The 16,014-nt window shown below is 73.4% G+C and carries 19 protein-coding genes; 10 read left to right on the forward strand and 9 right to left on the reverse strand.

Annotated elements, in window-relative coordinates:
• Nucleotides 1–44: 44 nt before the first annotated feature.
• Nucleotides 45–257, forward strand: coding sequence for a hypothetical protein (locus ABZ193_RS05990; protein ID WP_020417920.1), 213 nt, complete (start codon nucleotides 45–47; stop codon nucleotides 255–257).
• Here ABZ193_RS05990 and ABZ193_RS05995 read toward each other — a convergent pair.
• Entirely contained in the window at nucleotides 229–1,572 is a 1,344-nt protein-coding gene (locus ABZ193_RS05995; protein WP_354709094.1) for an MFS transporter, read from the reverse strand. The genes ABZ193_RS05990 and ABZ193_RS05995 overlap by 29 nt on opposite strands.
• Before the next feature lie 137 nt (nucleotides 1,573–1,709).
• On the opposite strand from ABZ193_RS05995, the gene ABZ193_RS06000 reads away from it, so the two are divergent.
• Nucleotides 1,710–2,270, forward strand: coding sequence for a helix-turn-helix domain-containing protein (locus ABZ193_RS06000; protein WP_354709096.1), 561 nt, complete (start codon nucleotides 1,710–1,712; stop codon nucleotides 2,268–2,270).
• Here the strand turns inward: ABZ193_RS06000 and ABZ193_RS06005 are convergent, their stop codons facing one another.
• The 4 genes from ABZ193_RS06005 to ABZ193_RS06020 form a co-directional block, all read right to left on the reverse strand.
• Complete coding sequence (locus ABZ193_RS06005; protein WP_354709098.1) at nucleotides 2,271–3,029, reverse strand: SGNH/GDSL hydrolase family protein; 759 nt, start codon at nucleotides 3,027–3,029, stop codon at nucleotides 2,271–2,273.
• A gap of 10 nt (nucleotides 3,030–3,039) precedes the next feature.
• The gene (locus ABZ193_RS06010; protein ID WP_354709099.1) at nucleotides 3,040–3,948 is read right to left on the reverse strand and encodes an RNA polymerase sigma-70 factor; all 909 of its coding nucleotides are present in this window, start codon (nucleotides 3,946–3,948) and stop codon (nucleotides 3,040–3,042) included.
• The gene (locus ABZ193_RS06015; protein ID WP_354709100.1) at nucleotides 3,945–5,117 is read right to left on the reverse strand and encodes an FAD-dependent oxidoreductase; all 1,173 of its coding nucleotides are present in this window, start codon (nucleotides 5,115–5,117) and stop codon (nucleotides 3,945–3,947) included. The genes ABZ193_RS06010 and ABZ193_RS06015 overlap by 4 nt, the downstream gene beginning before the upstream one ends.
• Nucleotides 5,118–5,204: 87 nt before the next feature.
• Nucleotides 5,205–5,717: a CGNR zinc finger domain-containing protein gene (locus ABZ193_RS06020; RefSeq protein ID WP_020417914.1), complete on the reverse strand. Its 513-nt coding sequence runs from the start codon at nucleotides 5,715–5,717 to the stop codon at nucleotides 5,205–5,207.
• Nucleotides 5,718–5,742: 25 nt separating this feature from the next.
• On the opposite strand from ABZ193_RS06020, the gene ABZ193_RS06025 reads away from it, so the two are divergent.
• Both ABZ193_RS06025 and ABZ193_RS06030 read left to right on the forward strand, forming a co-directional pair.
• Nucleotides 5,743–5,922 carry a hypothetical protein gene (locus ABZ193_RS06025; protein WP_084506088.1) on the forward strand — a complete coding sequence of 60 codons (180 nt, stop codon included), beginning with the start codon at nucleotides 5,743–5,745 and terminating at the stop codon, nucleotides 5,920–5,922.
• The gene (locus ABZ193_RS06030; RefSeq protein ID WP_354709101.1) at nucleotides 5,919–6,755 is read left to right on the forward strand and encodes a patatin-like phospholipase family protein; all 837 of its coding nucleotides are present in this window, start codon (nucleotides 5,919–5,921) and stop codon (nucleotides 6,753–6,755) included. The genes ABZ193_RS06025 and ABZ193_RS06030 overlap by 4 nt, the downstream gene beginning before the upstream one ends.
• Nucleotides 6,756–6,892: 137 nt before the next feature.
• Here the strand turns inward: ABZ193_RS06030 and ABZ193_RS06035 are convergent, their stop codons facing one another.
• On the reverse strand, nucleotides 6,893–7,777 hold the full coding sequence (locus ABZ193_RS06035) for an SMP-30/gluconolactonase/LRE family protein (RefSeq protein WP_237334873.1): 885 nt from the start codon (nucleotides 7,775–7,777) through the stop codon (nucleotides 6,893–6,895).
• Between the two features lie 37 nt (nucleotides 7,778–7,814).
• Complete coding sequence (locus tag ABZ193_RS06040) at nucleotides 7,815–8,933, reverse strand: tyrosine-type recombinase/integrase (protein ID WP_237334874.1); 1,119 nt, start codon at nucleotides 8,931–8,933, stop codon at nucleotides 7,815–7,817.
• 258 nt (nucleotides 8,934–9,191) lie between these two features.
• Here ABZ193_RS06040 and ABZ193_RS06045 point away from each other — a divergent pair, with 258 nt between their 5' ends.
• Nucleotides 9,192–10,334 carry a hypothetical protein gene (locus ABZ193_RS06045; RefSeq protein ID WP_354709102.1) on the forward strand — a complete coding sequence of 381 codons (1,143 nt, stop codon included), beginning with the start codon at nucleotides 9,192–9,194 and terminating at the stop codon, nucleotides 10,332–10,334.
• A 343-nt stretch (nucleotides 10,335–10,677) separates the two neighbouring features.
• Here the strand turns inward: ABZ193_RS06045 and ABZ193_RS06050 are convergent, their stop codons facing one another.
• Nucleotides 10,678–11,175 carry a helix-turn-helix domain-containing protein gene (locus ABZ193_RS06050; protein WP_354709103.1) on the reverse strand — a complete coding sequence of 166 codons (498 nt, stop codon included), beginning with the start codon at nucleotides 11,173–11,175 and terminating at the stop codon, nucleotides 10,678–10,680.
• Between the two features lie 92 nt (nucleotides 11,176–11,267).
• Here ABZ193_RS06050 and ABZ193_RS06055 point away from each other — a divergent pair, with 92 nt between their 5' ends.
• From ABZ193_RS06055 to ABZ193_RS06065, 3 genes are read left to right on the forward strand one after another with little or no spacing between them, the layout of a single operon-like run.
• The gene (locus ABZ193_RS06055) at nucleotides 11,268–12,668 is read left to right on the forward strand and encodes a DHA2 family efflux MFS transporter permease subunit (protein WP_354709104.1); all 1,401 of its coding nucleotides are present in this window, start codon (nucleotides 11,268–11,270) and stop codon (nucleotides 12,666–12,668) included.
• Between the two features lie 25 nt (nucleotides 12,669–12,693).
• Nucleotides 12,694–13,401, forward strand: a complete 708-nt coding sequence (locus tag ABZ193_RS06060) for an NUDIX domain-containing protein (RefSeq protein WP_354709105.1) — start codon at nucleotides 12,694–12,696, stop codon at nucleotides 13,399–13,401.
• On the forward strand, nucleotides 13,398–14,396 hold the full coding sequence (locus ABZ193_RS06065) for an ADP-ribosylglycohydrolase family protein (protein ID WP_354709106.1): 999 nt from the start codon (nucleotides 13,398–13,400) through the stop codon (nucleotides 14,394–14,396). Before ABZ193_RS06060 ends, ABZ193_RS06065 begins: the two co-directional genes overlap by 4 nt.
• A 4-nt stretch (nucleotides 14,397–14,400) precedes the next feature.
• Here the strand turns inward: ABZ193_RS06065 and ABZ193_RS06070 are convergent, their stop codons facing one another.
• On the reverse strand, nucleotides 14,401–15,291 hold the full coding sequence (locus tag ABZ193_RS06070; protein ID WP_237334880.1) for a zinc-binding dehydrogenase: 891 nt from the start codon (nucleotides 15,289–15,291) through the stop codon (nucleotides 14,401–14,403).
• 98 nt (nucleotides 15,292–15,389) lie between these two features.
• Here ABZ193_RS06070 and ABZ193_RS06075 point away from each other — a divergent pair, with 98 nt between their 5' ends.
• Complete coding sequence (locus ABZ193_RS06075) at nucleotides 15,390–15,767, forward strand: helix-turn-helix domain-containing protein (protein WP_237334881.1); 378 nt, start codon at nucleotides 15,390–15,392, stop codon at nucleotides 15,765–15,767.
• The gene (locus tag ABZ193_RS06080; protein WP_237334882.1) at nucleotides 15,764–15,994 is read left to right on the forward strand and encodes a hypothetical protein; all 231 of its coding nucleotides are present in this window, start codon (nucleotides 15,764–15,766) and stop codon (nucleotides 15,992–15,994) included. The genes ABZ193_RS06075 and ABZ193_RS06080 overlap by 4 nt, the downstream gene beginning before the upstream one ends.
• Nucleotides 15,995–16,014 lie beyond the last annotated feature (20 nt).

Here is a 16,014-nt window from a genome sequence, read left to right on the forward strand (position 1 = left end):
CGGGGCGTGGTCTCGGCCGGCGGGGCGGGTGTCATCCTGGAGTCGTGAGCGAAGAGCCCGCGCCCGCCGCGCAACGGCGGCGCCTGTTGTGGGGGTCGGTGCTGGCCACCGTGGTGGCACTGGCGATCCTCGTGCCCGGACTGGCCGGGGCGCTGGGCGCCCGGTCGAACTGGCTGCCCTACGGGATCGCCCTTGCCGTGCTCGCCGCGCTCGGCTGGTACCAGTGGGTCAGCGCCGGTAGACCGCGTCGTCGGTGATGTCGGCTCGCGAGCGGTCCTTCAGCAGCGCCACGCAGACGATCGTGACCACCGCCGAGAGCACCACGTAGGCCGAGATCGAGTACGGCGTCCCGGTGGTGTGCAGCAGCCAGGTCGCCAGCAGCGGCGCCGGGCCGCCCGCGAACACCGACGCCAGCTGGTAGCCGAGCCCGGCGCCGCCGTAGCGCAGGTGCGTCGGGAAGCTCTCGCCGATCAACGCGGCCTGCGGCCCGTACTGCATGGCGTGCGGGATCATCGACACCACGACCGCGACGAAGATCAGCACCTCGCCGCCGTTCTTCAGCACCGCGAAGTACGGGAACGCCAGCAGCCCGGTCAGCACCGCCCCGGTCAGGTACACCCGTTTGCGGCCGATCCGGTCGGACAGCTGCGAGAACCACAGGATCAGCGCCAGCTCCACCGCCGCGCCGAGCAGGACGGCGTTGAGCACGAACGTCTTCGAGTAACCGTGCTGGGCGACCACGTACACCAGGACGTAGCTGGTGTAGAGGTAGAACGGCATCTGCTCGCTGAACCGCAACCCGGCCGAGAGCAGGATTTCCCGCCAGTGGTGCTTCACCGCGTCGGCCACCGGGCTGCGCGAAGTCCGCTTCTGCGCCACGACCTTGGCGAACATCGGGGTCTCCAGGATTCGCAGCCGGATCACCAGTCCGACGGCGACGAGCAGCAGGCTGGCCAGGAACGGCAGCCGCCAGCCCCACGAGTCGAACGCCTCCTCCGGCAGCACCGCGGACAGCAGGGTCATGCCGCCGGTGCCGAGCACGAGCCCGACCGGCACACCGACCTGCGCGAAGCTGCCGAGCAGCCCGCGCTTGCGCTGATCGCCCCACTCCATGGCGAGCAGCACCGAACCGCTCCACTCGCCGCCGATCGCGATGCCCTGGATCAGCCGCAGCGTCACCAGGATCAGCGGCGCGGCGATCCCGATGGTGGCCGCGCCGGGCAGCACCCCGACCACGCCCGAGGCGATGCCCATCATCAGCAGCGTGACCACGAGCGTGGTCTTGCGGCCGATCCGGTCGCCCCAGTAGCCGAAGATCGCCGCGCCGATCGGCCGTGCGGCGAAGCCGACGGCGTAGGTGGCGAAGGACTGCATCGCCCCCGCGTAGCTGGAGGAGGCGGGGAAGAACAGCTGCGGGAAGATCAGCGCCGCGGCCGTGTTGTAGAGGAAGAAGTCGTACCACTCGATGGTCGTGCCGATGGCGCTGGCGAAGGCCGCGCGCCGCACCTGGGTGGTCTTCTGGCTGGTCTGTGCCTGGAGAACGGTGTCCGCTTCGTCGCGTCCGAGGACCATGCCGCCGAGCCTCCTGTGATCGGCTTCACTTCCCGAAGACGATCCCTCACCGGAGTGACGATGTCCAGAGGCAGACCGGGAATCACCACCGTTCGCCGCGTTCCGGCGGTACCTCACGAAGCTCTACGATGCGCCGCATGACGGAACCGAGGCCGTTGCGCGCCGACGCCCGCCGCAACCGGGCGCGCGTGCTGGCCGCCGCCGAGACGGTGTTCGCCGCGAGGGGCACCGGCGCGCCGACCGAGGAGGTCGCGCGGGAGGCGGGCGTGGGCATCGGGACCGTGTTCCGGCACTTCCCGACCAAGGAGGCGCTGCTGGAGGCGGTGCTGGCGGACCGGATGCGCCGGTTCGCCGAGGAGGCGCAGTCCTTCGCCGCCGCGGCCGATCCGGAGAGCGCTTTCTTCGGATTCCTCGCGCGCTGGGCGGAGGTGTCCGCGGCGAAGAACGCCTACGCCGACGCGCTGGCCGGGGCCGAGGTGCCCCGGCTCGCCGCGGAGGTCGGTGCGAAGGTGCGGGACGCGCTGGGCGCGTTGCTGTCGCGGGCGCAGCAGGCGGGCGCGGTGCGCGAGGACGTGGGGGTCGCCGAGCTGATCGCGTTGATGGTCGGCGCCTCCCGCGCGGCCGAGCACGTCGGCGACGACGCCGGGCTGCGCGCCCGCACGCTGGGGATCGTCTTCGACGGGTTGCGTCCCCGCTGATCAGTCCAGCGGCAGCAGCGCCGGTCGTTTCGCGGACAGGGTGTCGCCGGAGGACTCGCCACGCAGGCGGCGCCCGATCCAGGGCAGCACGTGTTCCCGTCCCCACTGCAGGTTCTCCGCGCGCTGCCGCCGCCGGTCCACCAGCTCCCGCGGCCCCAGCGCGGCGGGGGAGAGGTCGTGCGGCCGGCCGAGCACGTCGAGCACGGCGATCGCGACCTCGGTGTGGCCCAGCGCGTTGAGGTGCAGCCGGTCGGCCGACCACAGGCGCCGGTCCCGCAGCTGCCGCATGCCCCACATGTCCACCACGTGCGCGCCGTGCCGGGCGGCGATCACGCGGGTGTGCTCGTTGTAGATCGCGGTGCGTCCGCGCAGCTTCCGGAACACCGGGTCCTCGGCGCCGTCCACCCCGGTGAACAGCAGCACGGTGGCGCCGGTCTTGGCGAGCTGCTCGACGGCGTTCTCGAACCGCGCGGCGAGGGCGTCGATGTCGGCCTTGGGGCGCAGCAGGTCGTTGCCGCCCGCGTAGATGGACACCAGGTCGGGTTGCAGCGCCAGTGCCGGTTCGAGCTGCTCGGCGAGCACCTGGTCGAGCAGCCGTCCGCGGATCGCGAGGTTGGCGTAGCGGAACCCGGGGTCGGCGGCCGCCAGCTGCTCGGCCACCCGGTCGGCCCAGCCCCGCACGCCGTTCGGGCGCGCGGGGTCTTCGTCGCCGACGCCCTCGGTGAAGGAGTCGCCGAGGGCCACGAAACGCTTGTACATGCTCAGCACTTTAGGCGACCGTCCCGGACGGCCCGAGACCGTGCACCGTGCCGGTCGCGACCGCGCCGAGTTTGTCCGGGTTGGCCACGTTGTGCAGTGTGGTGATGCGGCCTTCGGCGTCGAAGTCGAAGGTGACCGTGGCCAGCACGCGGTCCGGGCCGCGGAAGACGAGCCCGGGGCCGCCGTTGATCTCGGTCAGTTCCGTGACCACGTCCGCGGGCGGGACACCCTGGTAGGTGACGGTGCCGATGGCGGCGAACCAGCCCGCCACCGTCTCCGCGCCGGTCACCGGGCGCAGGGCCTGGCGGACCTTGCCGCCGCCGTCGGTCCACAGTGTGACGTCCGGGGACAGCAGTTCCATCAGGGTGTTGACGTCACCGCCGGTCGCGGCGGCGAGGAACCGCTCGGTGACCGCGCGCTGCTTCGCGCGGTCGGCCGGGAACCGCGGGCGGCGGGCTCGCACGTGCTCGCGTGCCCGGTGCGCGGCCTGCCGCACCGCGGCTTCCGACCGGTCCACCGCCTCGGCGATCTCGGCGTGGCTGAACCCGAACACGTCCTTGAGGACGAACACCGCGCGTTCCAGCGGGCTCAGCGTCTCCAGCACCACCAGCATCGCCGTGGACACCGAATCCGCGCCGGTGACCGCGTCCGCGCTGTCGGCGGTGGTGAGGATCGGCTCCGGCAGCCACGGCCCGACGTAGGTCTCCCGCTGGTGCCGCGCCGACCGCAGCCGTTCCAGCGCCAGGTTGGACACGATCCGCGCCAGGTAGGCCTTCGGGTCGGCGACCTGGGAGCGGTCCGCGGCGGACCACTTGATCCACGCGTCCTGCACGACGTCCTCGGCGTCGGCGGCGCTGCCGAGGACCCGGTAGGCCACCGCGAACAGCAGGTTGCGGTGCTGGTGGAACGCCTCGGTCACCGGGCGCCCCGGGTGAAGCGGCCGCCGCGGGGCCAGAACGCGCCCGAAGCGGGCATCTTCTTCATGCGCAGGTACGTCGGCCAGGGCGAGGCGGTCACGGCTTCTTTGTACCGGGCCGCGAGCCTGCCGGTGAGGCAGATCCGCCGCGGGCTGTCGTCGGGGTGGGTGAACTGCACCACCGTGTCGTGGCGGCCCAGGCTGACCGGGGTGTGGTAGTAGCCGAAGCGGAACGGTTTCGGTTCCTCGCCCGCCAGGGCGCGCAGGATCGACACCGCGGCGTGCACGCCGGTCGGCATCCCGCTCTGGCAGGTGCCGTGCAGGACGCCGTAGCCCTGGCTGATCGCGGCCGCGTCGCCGACCGCGTGCACGTCCGGGTGCGACACCGAGCGCAGGGTCGCGTCGGTGATCACGCGGCCACGATCGTCGACGGCCAGCCCGGCGGCGGCCGCGAGCGGCGCGGCGCGGGTGCCGCTGGTCCACAGGACGGCGCCGGCGGGAATCGTTTCGCCGCCGGCCAGTTCGACGGCGTCCGGGAGCACCTTGGTCACCTCCACGCCGGTGCGCACCTCGACGCCCAGCCGCTCGAGCGCGGCGTGGAGGTGGGCCCGGGCCTTGTGGTTCATCGTCGCGCCCGGCTCGCCCCGTCCCAGCAGGACGACCCGCAGCCGCGGGTGCTGCTCGGCGATCTCGGCGGCCGATTCGACGCCGGTGAGCCCGTTGCCTGCGACCACGACCGTGCCCTGCTCCAGGCGCGCCAGCCGGCCGGCCAGCACTTCGGCGTCCTCCGGGCTGTTCAGGGTGTGCGCGTGCTCCTCGACGCCCGGCACGGTGACGCTGTCGGCCACGCCGCCGAGGGCGTACACCAGCGTGTCGTAGCGCAGCACCCGGTCGTCGTCGACGCGCACGGTCCTGGTGTCCGGGTCGAGCGCGGTGACCCAGCCGCGCACGAATCGCGCGCCCGTGCCGTCCAGGAGTTCGGGGATGCTCAGCTCGGCGACCTGCTGCCCGGTGGCGGTCAGGTGCAGCCGCAGCCGCTCGGTGAACATCTCGTGCGCGTTCACCAGGGTCACCTCGACGTCGTCGCGGCCTTTCGTGCGTGCCGCGAGCTGGATCGCCGCGGCCGTGCCCGCGTACCCCGCGCCCAGCACCAGAACCTTGTGGGTGGTCATCGTTGTCGCCTCCTCGTCGGCTGTTGACAACCACGAGATGGGAGGTGCCGGCCCGTTCGTGACATGGCGCGGTGTGACGGGCGGCACCTACATGGCTCGGGCCCGGTGTTCGGCGACGTGGACGCGGGTCGCGCAGCGGGTGGAGCAGAACCGGCGGCGGCCGTTGCGGGAGGTGTCGACGAAGACGAAGTCGCAGCCCTCGCGGGCGCAGGCGCCGATCCGCCCAGGGTCCTCGCACAGCAGGTGGGCCAGCCCGCCCGCGGTGAAGGCCCGGATCCGGCGGGTCAGGGTGTCGTCCTCGCCGGCGTAGTGCAGGTGCGCGGGCAAGCCGTCGTGGCGGGAGACGAACGGACGGCACGCGGTTTCCGCCAGCAGCTCGTTGACCAGGTCGATCCGCCGGTCGGCATCGGGTTCGGCGAACACCGCGCGGATCCGGCGGCCCCACGCCCGCGCCTGGGCCGCTTCGGCTTCGGTGAGCCGGGTCAGCGACATGCCCGCCTCGCGCATCATCCGCAGCAGCTCGGGCGCGGCGGCGTCCGGCATGTTGACCAGGCCGGCCGCGACCTGCGCGGCCGGTCCGCCGTAAGGGTTGAAGTGCACTGACCCATTACAGCACGCTGGGGTCATGACCGACGAACGTTGCCCCCGCTGCCAGTGGCCGCTGTCCGAACTGCTCCGCGCCGGGTCGAGCCACCCGGTGTCGGCAGGGCGCGTCGACTACCGCCGCTGCGTGTGCGGGACCTGGCTGCTCCTCGTCAACGGCGCTCTCGCCGGAGCCACGCGGGGGCCTAGGATCGGCGCATGACGCGTGCGCTCGTGCTCGGTGGTGGCGGTGTGGCCGGAATCGCGTGGCAAACCGGCCTGTTGCACGGTTTGTCGGAGTCCGGAGTGGACGTTCTCGGCGCGGACCGGTTCGTCGGCACCTCCGCCGGATCGACGGTGGCGGCGCAGATCACCAGCGGCACCGCGCTGGCCGAGCTGTTCCGGCGGCAGGTGGATCCGGCGCTGCAGTCGCCGGAGATCCCGGCCGACGTCGACGCCGAGACGATCGCGGAGATGTTCGGCGCGGCGGTGAGCGGCGCGACCGACGCGAAGGACGCGCGGCGGCGGATCGGTGACCTGGCCCTGGCGGCGCGGACCGTGCCGGAGGCCGACCGGCTGAAGGTGATCGAGGCGCGGCTGCCGGTCCACGACTGGCCCGCGGCGGCCCTGCACATCGTGGCGGTGGACGCGACGACCGGCGACGACCGGGTGTTCACCGCGGAGTCCGGGGTGTCGCTGGTGGACGCGGTCGCGGCCAGCTGCGCGGTGCCGGGCACCTGGCCGCCGGTCACGATCGGCGGCCGCCGCTACATCGACGGCGGGGTGCGGTCGATGGAGAACGCCGACCTCGCCGCCGGCTGCGACCGGGTGCTGGTGCTGCGGGTGACCGAGGTGCCCGGCAACACCGACCTGGACGAGCAGGTGGCGGCGCTGCGGCGGGACGGCGCGGCGGTGCTGGTGCTCGCCCCGGACGCGCCGGCGGCCGAGGCGATCGGGCCGAACCTGCTGGACCCGTCGGTCCGCGACGCGGCCGCGCGCGCCGGGTACGACCAGGCCGTGCGGGTGGCCGCGGAGGTCACGGCCGTCTGGGGTTAGGTTCCATCAGCGGCGGAGCGCCGCCACACTGGCCACTTCCGAAACACGCCCTGGTCTTTGACCGGGGCCGGCCGCGCGGCCACGGAGGATCGGTCCGGCGCCCGCGATCCCCGTGCGGACGCCGGACCACGACGCCCTCAGGGGCGCCCGGCGTGCGGGACCTCGACGCGGAAGGCGAGCAGGCTCGCTTCCCGCGCGTCCTTGCGGGCGTGCTCGTTGAAGTCCGGTGCCGCGCACGCGAACAGCGTGCGGCCGTCGGCGCCGCCCAGCATGCAGGCGAACACCCCGGTGCCCGGCCGGATCTCGTCGGCGATCTCGCCGCCCTCGCGGACGCGCAGCAGCCTGCCACCGATGCCGTCGGCCACCCACAGGGCGCCTTCGGCGTCGAGGCAGCAGCCGTCCGGCGCGACGGCGAGCTGGGGAAGCGCTTTCTCGAACTCGCGCTCGGTGAGCGGCTCGCCGAACTCGGCCCACACGCGGCGGTTGGTCAGCGACCCGTCGGCGGCGATGTCGAAGGCGGTCACCCGGTTGCCGAAGGTCTCGTCGACCAGCAGCACGCCGTCGTCGGTGATGACGCTGCCGTTGGGGAACCACAGGTCCTCGGCGACGACGGTGACGCTGCCGTCCGGGTCGACGCGCAGCAGGTTCGCCGGCGCCACCGGGGCGCCGTTCATCAGGTCGAACCCGAAGTTGCCGACGTAGGCGCGCCCCTGGGCGTCGACGACCATGTCGTTGGGGTGCCCGGTCACGTGGGCCGACAGGTCGGCGTGGGTGACCAGGGTGCCGTCGGGCTCGCGGCGCAGCAGGCGGGCGTCGCGCATCGAGACGACCAGCAGCCGGCCGTCGGGCAGCCAGCCGAGCCCGGAGGGCTGACCGGGCACCTCGGCCTCCACCCGCAGATCGCTGCCGTCCTCGAGGCTGGACTGCACGAGGTGGGTGTAGAAGTCGGCGAACCAGATGCGGTCCTCGTGCCAGCGCGGGCATTCGAGGTAGGAGAACCCGCTCAGAACTGAGTTGTGCACGGGGGGTAGTCAGTCACGCCACGGGCACGGTGTCAAGTCACGCGTCGCGCACCAGCCGGAGGTGGCGCTGTTCGGCGGGTTCCGATGTCTCAGTCGTGGTTCCACCGGTGAGGTCGGCGAGCATCTGCGTGGTCTGGCGGCGCCGGCTGCGGCGCACGTAGATCAGGGTGGTGGCAACGCTCTCGTGGCCGGCGAGGTCGGCCAGGTCCTCGACCGAGACGCCCTTCTCGTAGCCGAGGGTCAGGACGGTGTGCCGCAGCGAGTGCGGGACGACGTCGTCAGGTTGGTCCAGACCGGCGCCCCGTGCGGTCTCCCGCAGGAGGTTGCCGAGGTCGCGGGAGGTCAGGGGCGTGCCGGTGCGGGTGGCGAACAGCCAGCCGGACAGCTCGGCGACCGGCTTGCCTTCGCGCGCGGCGCGGGCGGCCAGGTAGTCGCCGAGGGCGGCGTCGGCACGGCCGAGGATGTCGGCGGTCTTGCGGTGCCCGCCCTTGTTGACGTAGCGCAGGATCCGGTGTCCGTGGTCGACGCCGAGGTCGCCGTCCGGGCCGCAGCGGGCGTGCAGGATCGCGCCGGACCGCACCGCGGTCGTGGCCATGATCTCCAGGATGGCGAGGTTGCGCAGCGCGGCTTCGGTGCCGAGCTGCGAGGCGCGGTCCCGGGCGTGGCCGAGGAGGGCGAGGAGTTCCTCGTAGGTGAGGGCTCGGGTCTGGGACTCCTGGTCGCGCTTGTGGCGGGGGACCAGCCGCGCCGGGTTGTCGTCGTGGACGCGGTTGTCGATCAGCTCGGTGTACCACGAGCTGACGGCGGCCAGGCGGGCGTTGTGGGTGACCGGGCTGCCGGGGTCGAGCAGGGCGATCCAGTCCCGCACGTCGGCGAGGCGGGCGGCCAGCGGGTCGACGCGGTGCCAGTCGCAGTAGGACAGCCACAACCCGAGACCGCGCCAGTAGGAACGGCGGGTCTGGTGGCTCTTCATCGCCAGCAGCCAGGCGTGAGTGATCGCCCGCGGCCCGTGCCGGTCCGTCAGCTTCCCGGGCAGCGCGGGCAGTTCGGCGACCGCCTCGTCGAGCCAGGCCCGCAGCACGTCGGGAGCCGGCGCGCGGGCGGGCAGCGGCCGCGGCGCGAACGGCGCCAGTTCGATGGTGTCGTCGCCGGTCACGTCCTGGATTCTGCCTCAGGTTCTCCTGATGCTCGCGAGGTATCAGACCACCGGTCGGAGGCTTCGGAGCCGCGGTCTTCGGCCTACTCCTGAGCCGGGGTCGTTTCGTCACAGTGACGATCGCGGCTTTTCCGCGCCCCTTCCTCTGTCTGCCTTGCCTCCGCGATAACCGTGATTATCGCGGTTCTGCTTCAATTGTAGTTTAGTTATCGCAACCCCAGGTTAGAGTTATCAAACGCAAACTGATAACCTGCGGTTATGCAGGAAACACCCCCACCACCGCCTCGCAGGGACGCCACGGGAAGCCGGGAGACCGTGTCCGATCCGGCGCTGTGCCGGTACTGCCGCCGGCACCCGCGGAAGCAGCCGGGGCCGCGGGGTGGGCGGCCGGGGGAGTACTGCACGACGGTGTGGGCGGTGGACGAGCGCGGCCGGGAGGTGACGTGCGCGCGGCTGGACGAGGCCGACCAGATCGCGTACGCCGCCTACGGGCCGGCGATGCCGGGGCTGGACGTGGCCGCCGTCGGCCGGGACGTGAGCCGGGCGCTGGCGGAGATCACGCCGTTGCAGCAGACCCTCGCCGCGCTGGACGGGCGGCTCGACGCCGAGATCGCCGAGGCGCGGGAGCGGGTCACGGAAGCCGAAGCCGCGCGCGCCGACGCCGAGGCCAGGGCGGACGCCGCCGAGCAGCGCGCCGTCGAGGCCGAGGCGGCGGCCGCGGAAGCAGCCGACCGGGCCGGAGCCGCCGGCAAGCGGGCGGCGGAAGCCGAGGAGCGCGCCGCGGCCGACCGGGGTCAGGCCCAGCGTGCGATCGCCGACCGGCTGACCGCCGAGGGCGAGATCCGCCAGCTGCGGGAGCGGCTGGACCAGCTCGAAACCGAGCACCGCCAGGCTGCCGAGACCGCGGCGGCGCGCATCGAGGAACTCACCGCCGCGGCGGCCGCCCGGGCCAGCGAAGCCGAAGCGGCCCACGTCCGGGCACGGCAACTCGAAACCGATCTGCGCGACCTGGCGACGCAGCACCACGAGGACCTCGAACAGCTGCGCGCCCGCCACGACCGGACGCTGTCCGAGGAGCGCGCGAAGCACCGCGAGGACCGCGAGCGCTGGCAGGCCGAGCACGACGAGCGGATCGCCGCGCTGCGCGAACAGCACGAGGAAGCGCTGAGCGCCGCCCGCGAACGCGCCGCCGAGCTGGCCACGGCGGCCGCCCGAGCCGAAACAGCAGCCACCGAAGCACGCACCACCGCCACGACGGCGATCCGCACAGCCGATGCCACCGCGGCGCGGCTGTCCACCCTGCGGGAGGGCGTGCTGACCGCACTGGCCGACCCCGGGGTGGACCTGCCTGCCCGGTTGCGCACCCTGCTGGCCGAGACCGCCCCGGCTGCCTCCGGTTAGCGGCGCCGGGCCCCGCGCCGTACCTGTCCCGACGCTGGTCTGCAGGAGCCGCCGACGGCTCCGGCCCATGACCTGATCGTGGCGGCTGGCGCACTGGCCGACCCCGAGGGGATTTACCTGCCCGGTTGCGCACCCTGCTTGCCGAGACCGCCCCGGCTGCTTCCGGTTAGCGGCGCTACGCCCCGCTGCTTACCAGTCCCGGCACCGCTCCGCGGGAGCCGCCGGCAGCGGCACCGCCCATGACCTGACCGTGGCGGCCCACACTGGCCGAAACGGCGGGCCAGGCTGCCCACGTCGTTACCGGCACCGCCAGCCGGCGGTCTCAACCGGGCAGCGTGGTTGATCAGCTGTCCGAGCGCGGCCGGCGCCACGCCGGGTTGAGGCGGACCCCCAGTTCCTCCAGTTCGACCGGCTGCCCGTTGTCGGTGTGGAGGCCGGCCTTCACCGGGGCTCCGGTTTCGTGCTCGACGTACAGCAGCGGCGGCCCGCCGTCCTGCAGGTGCTTGTCCGCCCACTGCATCAGGCCGATCACCACCGGCAGCAGGTCGCGGCCCATCTCGGTGAGCACGTACTCGTCGCGGGTGCGGCCGCCCGCGTCGCGGTAGGGCTGCTTGTCGAGCAGGCCGGCCTCGGTGAGGTGCCGCAGCTGCCGGGCCGCAGCCGTCTCGGTGATGCCGATCCGCTCGGCGAAGGCGGTGAACCGCGTGGTGCCGTAGAAGGCCTCCCGCAGGATGAGCAGCGCCGACTTCGTGCCGACGATCTCCAGGGCCTTGACCAGCGAGCAGTGGTCGGTCTTCCACGAGCTGAGATCCGCGAGCGGACCTTCCATCACGGCGGGCATGGCACCGATGCTACCCCTCGCTGACTACACCCATGTATAGTCAGCCGCTGGCTACACAAAGATGTAGTCAGCCTGGGGAAGCGGAGATCTTCATGTCAGAAGCAACACTGGTGACCGGGACGCGGCAGCGGGACACCGCGATCGTGGTCGTGCTGTGCCTGGCGGCGTTCATGGCGATGCTGGACGTCTTCGTGGTCAACGTCGCGTTCACCGACATCGGCGCGAGCTTCGCCGGCTCCTCGCTGGCGGACCTGAGCTGGGTGCTCAACGCCTACACGATCGTCTACGCGGCGCTGCTGATCCCGGCCGGGCGGCTGGCGGACCGGCACGGCCGCAAGGCGGGTTTCCTCGTCGGGCTGACCGTGTTCACCCTCGCCAGCGTGGGCTGCGCGATGGCGCCCGGGCTGTGGTGGCTGGTCGCGTTCCGGGTGCTGCAGGCCGCCGGCGCCGCCGCGCTGACCCCGGCCAGTCTGGGCCTGCTGCTGACCGCCCTGCCGCCCGAGCGGCGCGCGGGTGCGGTGAAGGTGTGGGCCACCACCAGCTCGTTCGCCGCCGCGCTCGGCCCGGTCGTCGGCGGGGCGCTGGTCGAGCTGTCGTGGAACTGGGTGTTCCTGATCAACGTGCCGGTCGGTGTGGTGGCGTTCGCCGCGGCGGTGCACCTGGTGCCGGAGTCCCGGGACGAGTCGGTCACCCGGCTGCCCGACGTGCTCGGCGCCGTGGTGCTCGCGGTCGCGATCGGGGCACTCGCGCTCGGTCTGGTGAAGGGCGGCGAGTGGGGCTGGGTCAGCGTGGCGGCGCTGGTTGCGTTCGGCGTCGCGGTGGCCGGTATCGCGCTGCTGGTGGTGCGGGTGCTGCGGCACCCGGCGCCGGTCGTGGAGCCGAGCCTGTTCCGGGTGCCGGCCTTCGTGTGGGCGAACGTCACGGCCGTGGTGTTCTGCACGGCGTTCGGGGCATTGTTCCCCAGCGTCGTGCTGTGGCTGGAGAACGTCGCCGGCTACAGCGCGATCGCCACCGGTGTCGCGATCCTGCCGGGGCCGCTGATGGTCCCGATCTTCGCGATGGTCGGCCAGCGGCTGGCGCGCCGGATGCCGGTCGGCCTGCTGGTGGCCGTGGGAAACCTGGTGTTCTGCCTGGGCGCGGTGATGCTGGCCTGGAACGCTTCGGCGCAGGCGCGATTCGCCACGGACGTCCTGCCCGGATGGATCGTGACCGGCGTCGGCATCGGCCTGGCACTGCCGAGCCTGATGGCCGCCGCGACGGCGAGTCTGCCGCCCGCGCAGGCCGCGACCGGCAGCGCGGTGGTCAACACCGGCCGCCAGCTGGGGTACGTCCTGGGCGTGGCGGTCCTGGTCGCGGTCCTCGGCACACTCGACACCCCAGACCCCGGAACGACGACGGGCTTCGCGGGCGCCTGGTGGTTCATCGCCGCTGCCGCCGGCCTCGGTGCCATCACCGCGCTCGGCCTCACACCCCGGCGCCCGGATGGTTTATAGTCACTGAGACCAATAAGGGGGGTGGATGTACGACAAGCACGCGTACGAGCCCTTCGCGGTGACGGTCGACCTCGCGGTGTTCACCGTGCGCGCGGGGCGGCTCTGGATCCTGCTCGTGGAGCGGGGTGCGGAGCCGTTCGCGGGGTGGTGGGCGCTGCCGGGCGGGTTCCTGCGGCCGGACGAGTCCGCGGAGGCCGCGGCCCGGCGGGAGCTGGCCGAGGAGACCGGGTTCGCCGAGGTCGCGGGGCTGCACCTGGAACAGTTGCGCACCTACAGCGAGCCGGACCGGGATCCGCGGATGCGGGTCGTCTCGGTGGCCTTCGCGGCGCTCATGCCGGGCGCGCCGGAGCCGGCCGGCGGCGGTGACGCGGCACGGGCCGCCTGGGTGCCGTTCGGTGAGCAGGGGCCGCTCGCCTTCGACCACGACCGCATCCTGGCCGACGCCCACGACCGGATCGGCGGGGAACTCGAACGGACGGGCCTGGCGACGGAGTTCTGCGAGCCCGAGTTCACCCTCGGCGAGCTTCGCCGGGTCTACGAGGCGGTGTGGGGGACCGGTCTCGACCCGGCGAACTTCCGGCGCAAGGTGCTCGCCACCCCGGGGTTCGTCACGCCGGTCGACGGCGCCCGGCTCACCGGCGGGCGCGGCAAGCCCGCCGCGCTCTACCGGGCCGGTGGCGCCGCCACGCTGCACCCGCCGCTGCTCCGACCGACGGAAGGACGACGTTCATGACCAGACAACCGGCCACCGGCTCGCTGCTGGGCCTCGCACTGGGCGACGCGCTCGGCGCGCCGACCGAGTTCCAGGGCGTGCCGGCGATCCTCGCCGCGCACGGGCCCTGGCGGGAGATGGACCTGCCCGGCCCCGTCGCGCTGATCACCGACGACACCCAGATGGCGCTGGCCGTCGCCCGCGCGGCCATCCAGGGCGAACTGGAGCCAGAGCGGTTCGAGCCGCCGTTGCGGGCGGAGTTCGTCACCTGGCTGCGCTCGCCCGACAACAACCGCGCCCCCGGCGCCACCTGCCTGCGGGCCTGCCGCCTGCTGGAGGCCGGCGAGCCGTGGCCGGAAGCCAGTCAGATCACCTCGAAGGGCTGCGGCGCGAACATGCGGGTCACGCCACTGGGCCTGCTGCCCGGGATCGACAGCGAGCAGCGCGCGGGCGCCGCCCAGTTGCAGGCGGGCCTCACGCACGGCCACCCGACCGGGCTCGCCGCCGCCGATCTCACCGCGCACGCTGTGCGCCTGCTGGCCGAGGGCGCCGAACCGGCCGGCCTGCCCGGGGAGTTGCGCGACTACGCCGTCCAGCACCGCGAGACCTACCACGAGCGGTGGCTGGGCGACCTGTGGTCGCGCGCCGGGGACTCCTCGCCGGAGCAGTTCATCGCCCGTGGCTGGGACGAGTGCCTGGCCGCCCTGGACCGGCTGGACGCGGCGGTGCGCGACGGCGACCGGGACACCGACCCGTGTCTGGCCACCGGCGAGGGCTGGGTCGCCGAGGAAGCGCTGGCCACGGGACTACTGTGCTTCCTGCTGTTCCCCGGCGACCCGGTGCTCGCGCTGCGCCGCGCCGCCTGCACCTCCGGCGACTCGGACTCGATAGCCGCGCTGGCCGGTGCGTTCGCGGGCGCCTGCCACGGCGCCGGAGCCTGGCCGCCGGAGTGGGTCGCGCGGCTGGAGCACCGCGACGAGCTGTTGGCGTTCGGCGCGAAGTGGGACTTGGCCTGACCCGTCACGGCACGAGCAGCCATCGGCCGCGCTGGCCGCCGCCGGCCACCTTGTCGTAGGCGACGGCGGCGTCGGTCAGCGGCACGCGGCCGGCGACCCGCAACTCCAGGACCCCGGACGCGGCCAGTCCGAGCAAGCGAGCGAGCCGGGCGCCGTCGGGCTGGACGCTCGAGATCGATATCGAGATGTCCCGTTCGGGGCTCGCCGGAGACGCCGAGGGCACGCCGGCGAACGCCCCGCCGTCGCGCAGGGCGGGCAACGCCGCCTGGTGCAGCACGGCGGCGTCGACCACGGCGTCGAACGACGGGCCCGGCACCTGCGTGACCAGCTCGCGCGCCCCGGCCCGAAGCACGAAGGCCCGGTCGGATTCGCGGGCGAGGCCGGTCACGGTCCAGCCGGCGTGGGCGGCCAGCGCGACGGCGTACCCGCCGACACCCCCGGCGGCGCCGGTCACCAGCAGGCTCCGCCCACCGGCGGGCCCCAGGCTGTCCACCAGCTCCGCGGCCGTCAGGGCGTTGACCGGCAGGGAGGCTGCGGTCACCGGATCGAGGCCGTCGGGCAGCCGAGCGGCGGCAGACGCGGGCAGGACGGTCTCCGCGGCGTGCGCGCGGACCGGCGCGGTGAAGTCCGGATGCAGCGCGGCGATCGGGTCTCCTGCCGCGAAGGCGGTGTCAGCGGTCTCGGTGACCACGCCGGTCAGCGACATGCCGAGCCCGACCGTGCCGGTCAGCCCGAAGATCGCGCGGGCAGGCCCGGCGGCGAGGAGGACGTCGACGGGGTCGACCGAGGCGGCGGTGACCCGGACCCGCAGCTCGCCGGGCGCGAGCGCGGGCAGCGTGACCTCTTCGGCGACCGGCGCGGTGGCGCCGGGCCGGGACACGAGTGCGAGAGTCATGGTGTTCCTTCCCTGGTGTGGACAGCACCACCATCGGGGACCTACTCTCCGTTGGGAAGTAGGCACTTCGAAGTCGGGTAGGCACCCGGAGGTGCGCCATGGAGGTCACCGAGCGGCCCGCGCGGTTCGACGCGTTCGCCGCGGACTGCCCCAGCCGGCGGCTGCTGGACACGATCGGCGACAAGTGGGCGAGCCTGGTGATCGTCGCGCTCGGGCTGACCGGCCGGATGCGGTACTCCGAGCTGTCCGCGCGGATCGCCGGGGTGAGCCAGAAGATGCTGACCCAGACGCTGCGCCACCTCGAGCGGGACGGGCTGGTGAGCCGCACGGTGACCCCGTCGGTCCCGGTGCGGGTCGACTACGAGCTCACGCCGCTGGGCCGGTCGCTGCTCGGCATCATGCGCCACCTCAAGGAGTGGGCCGAGGAGCACATGCCCGAGGTGGACCGGGCGCGCGCGGAGTACGACCGGCGGTGAAGGCGAAGGACCAGCTCAGCCTGTTCGAGGCGCTGCCGTGGTTCGTGCCGGACGTGCCGGCTCCGTTCGCCGACGAGCGGCGGGCGCACCTGTTCGCCGACGAGCAGCCCTACCTGGGGTACCGGATCGCGCGGTGCGGTGAGCGGCGCCGCATCTGGACGGCGATCGAGCACGTGCCCGGCGGTGAGCAGGTGCCGCGCTGTGCGGAGTGCCTCGCCGTGTCCTGATCGTCCGTCCACTGCGGACT

The organism is Amycolatopsis sp. NPDC006125, assembly GCF_040614195.1.
Classification (GTDB): domain Bacteria; phylum Actinomycetota; class Actinomycetes; order Mycobacteriales; family Pseudonocardiaceae; genus Amycolatopsis_E; species Amycolatopsis_E tucumanensis.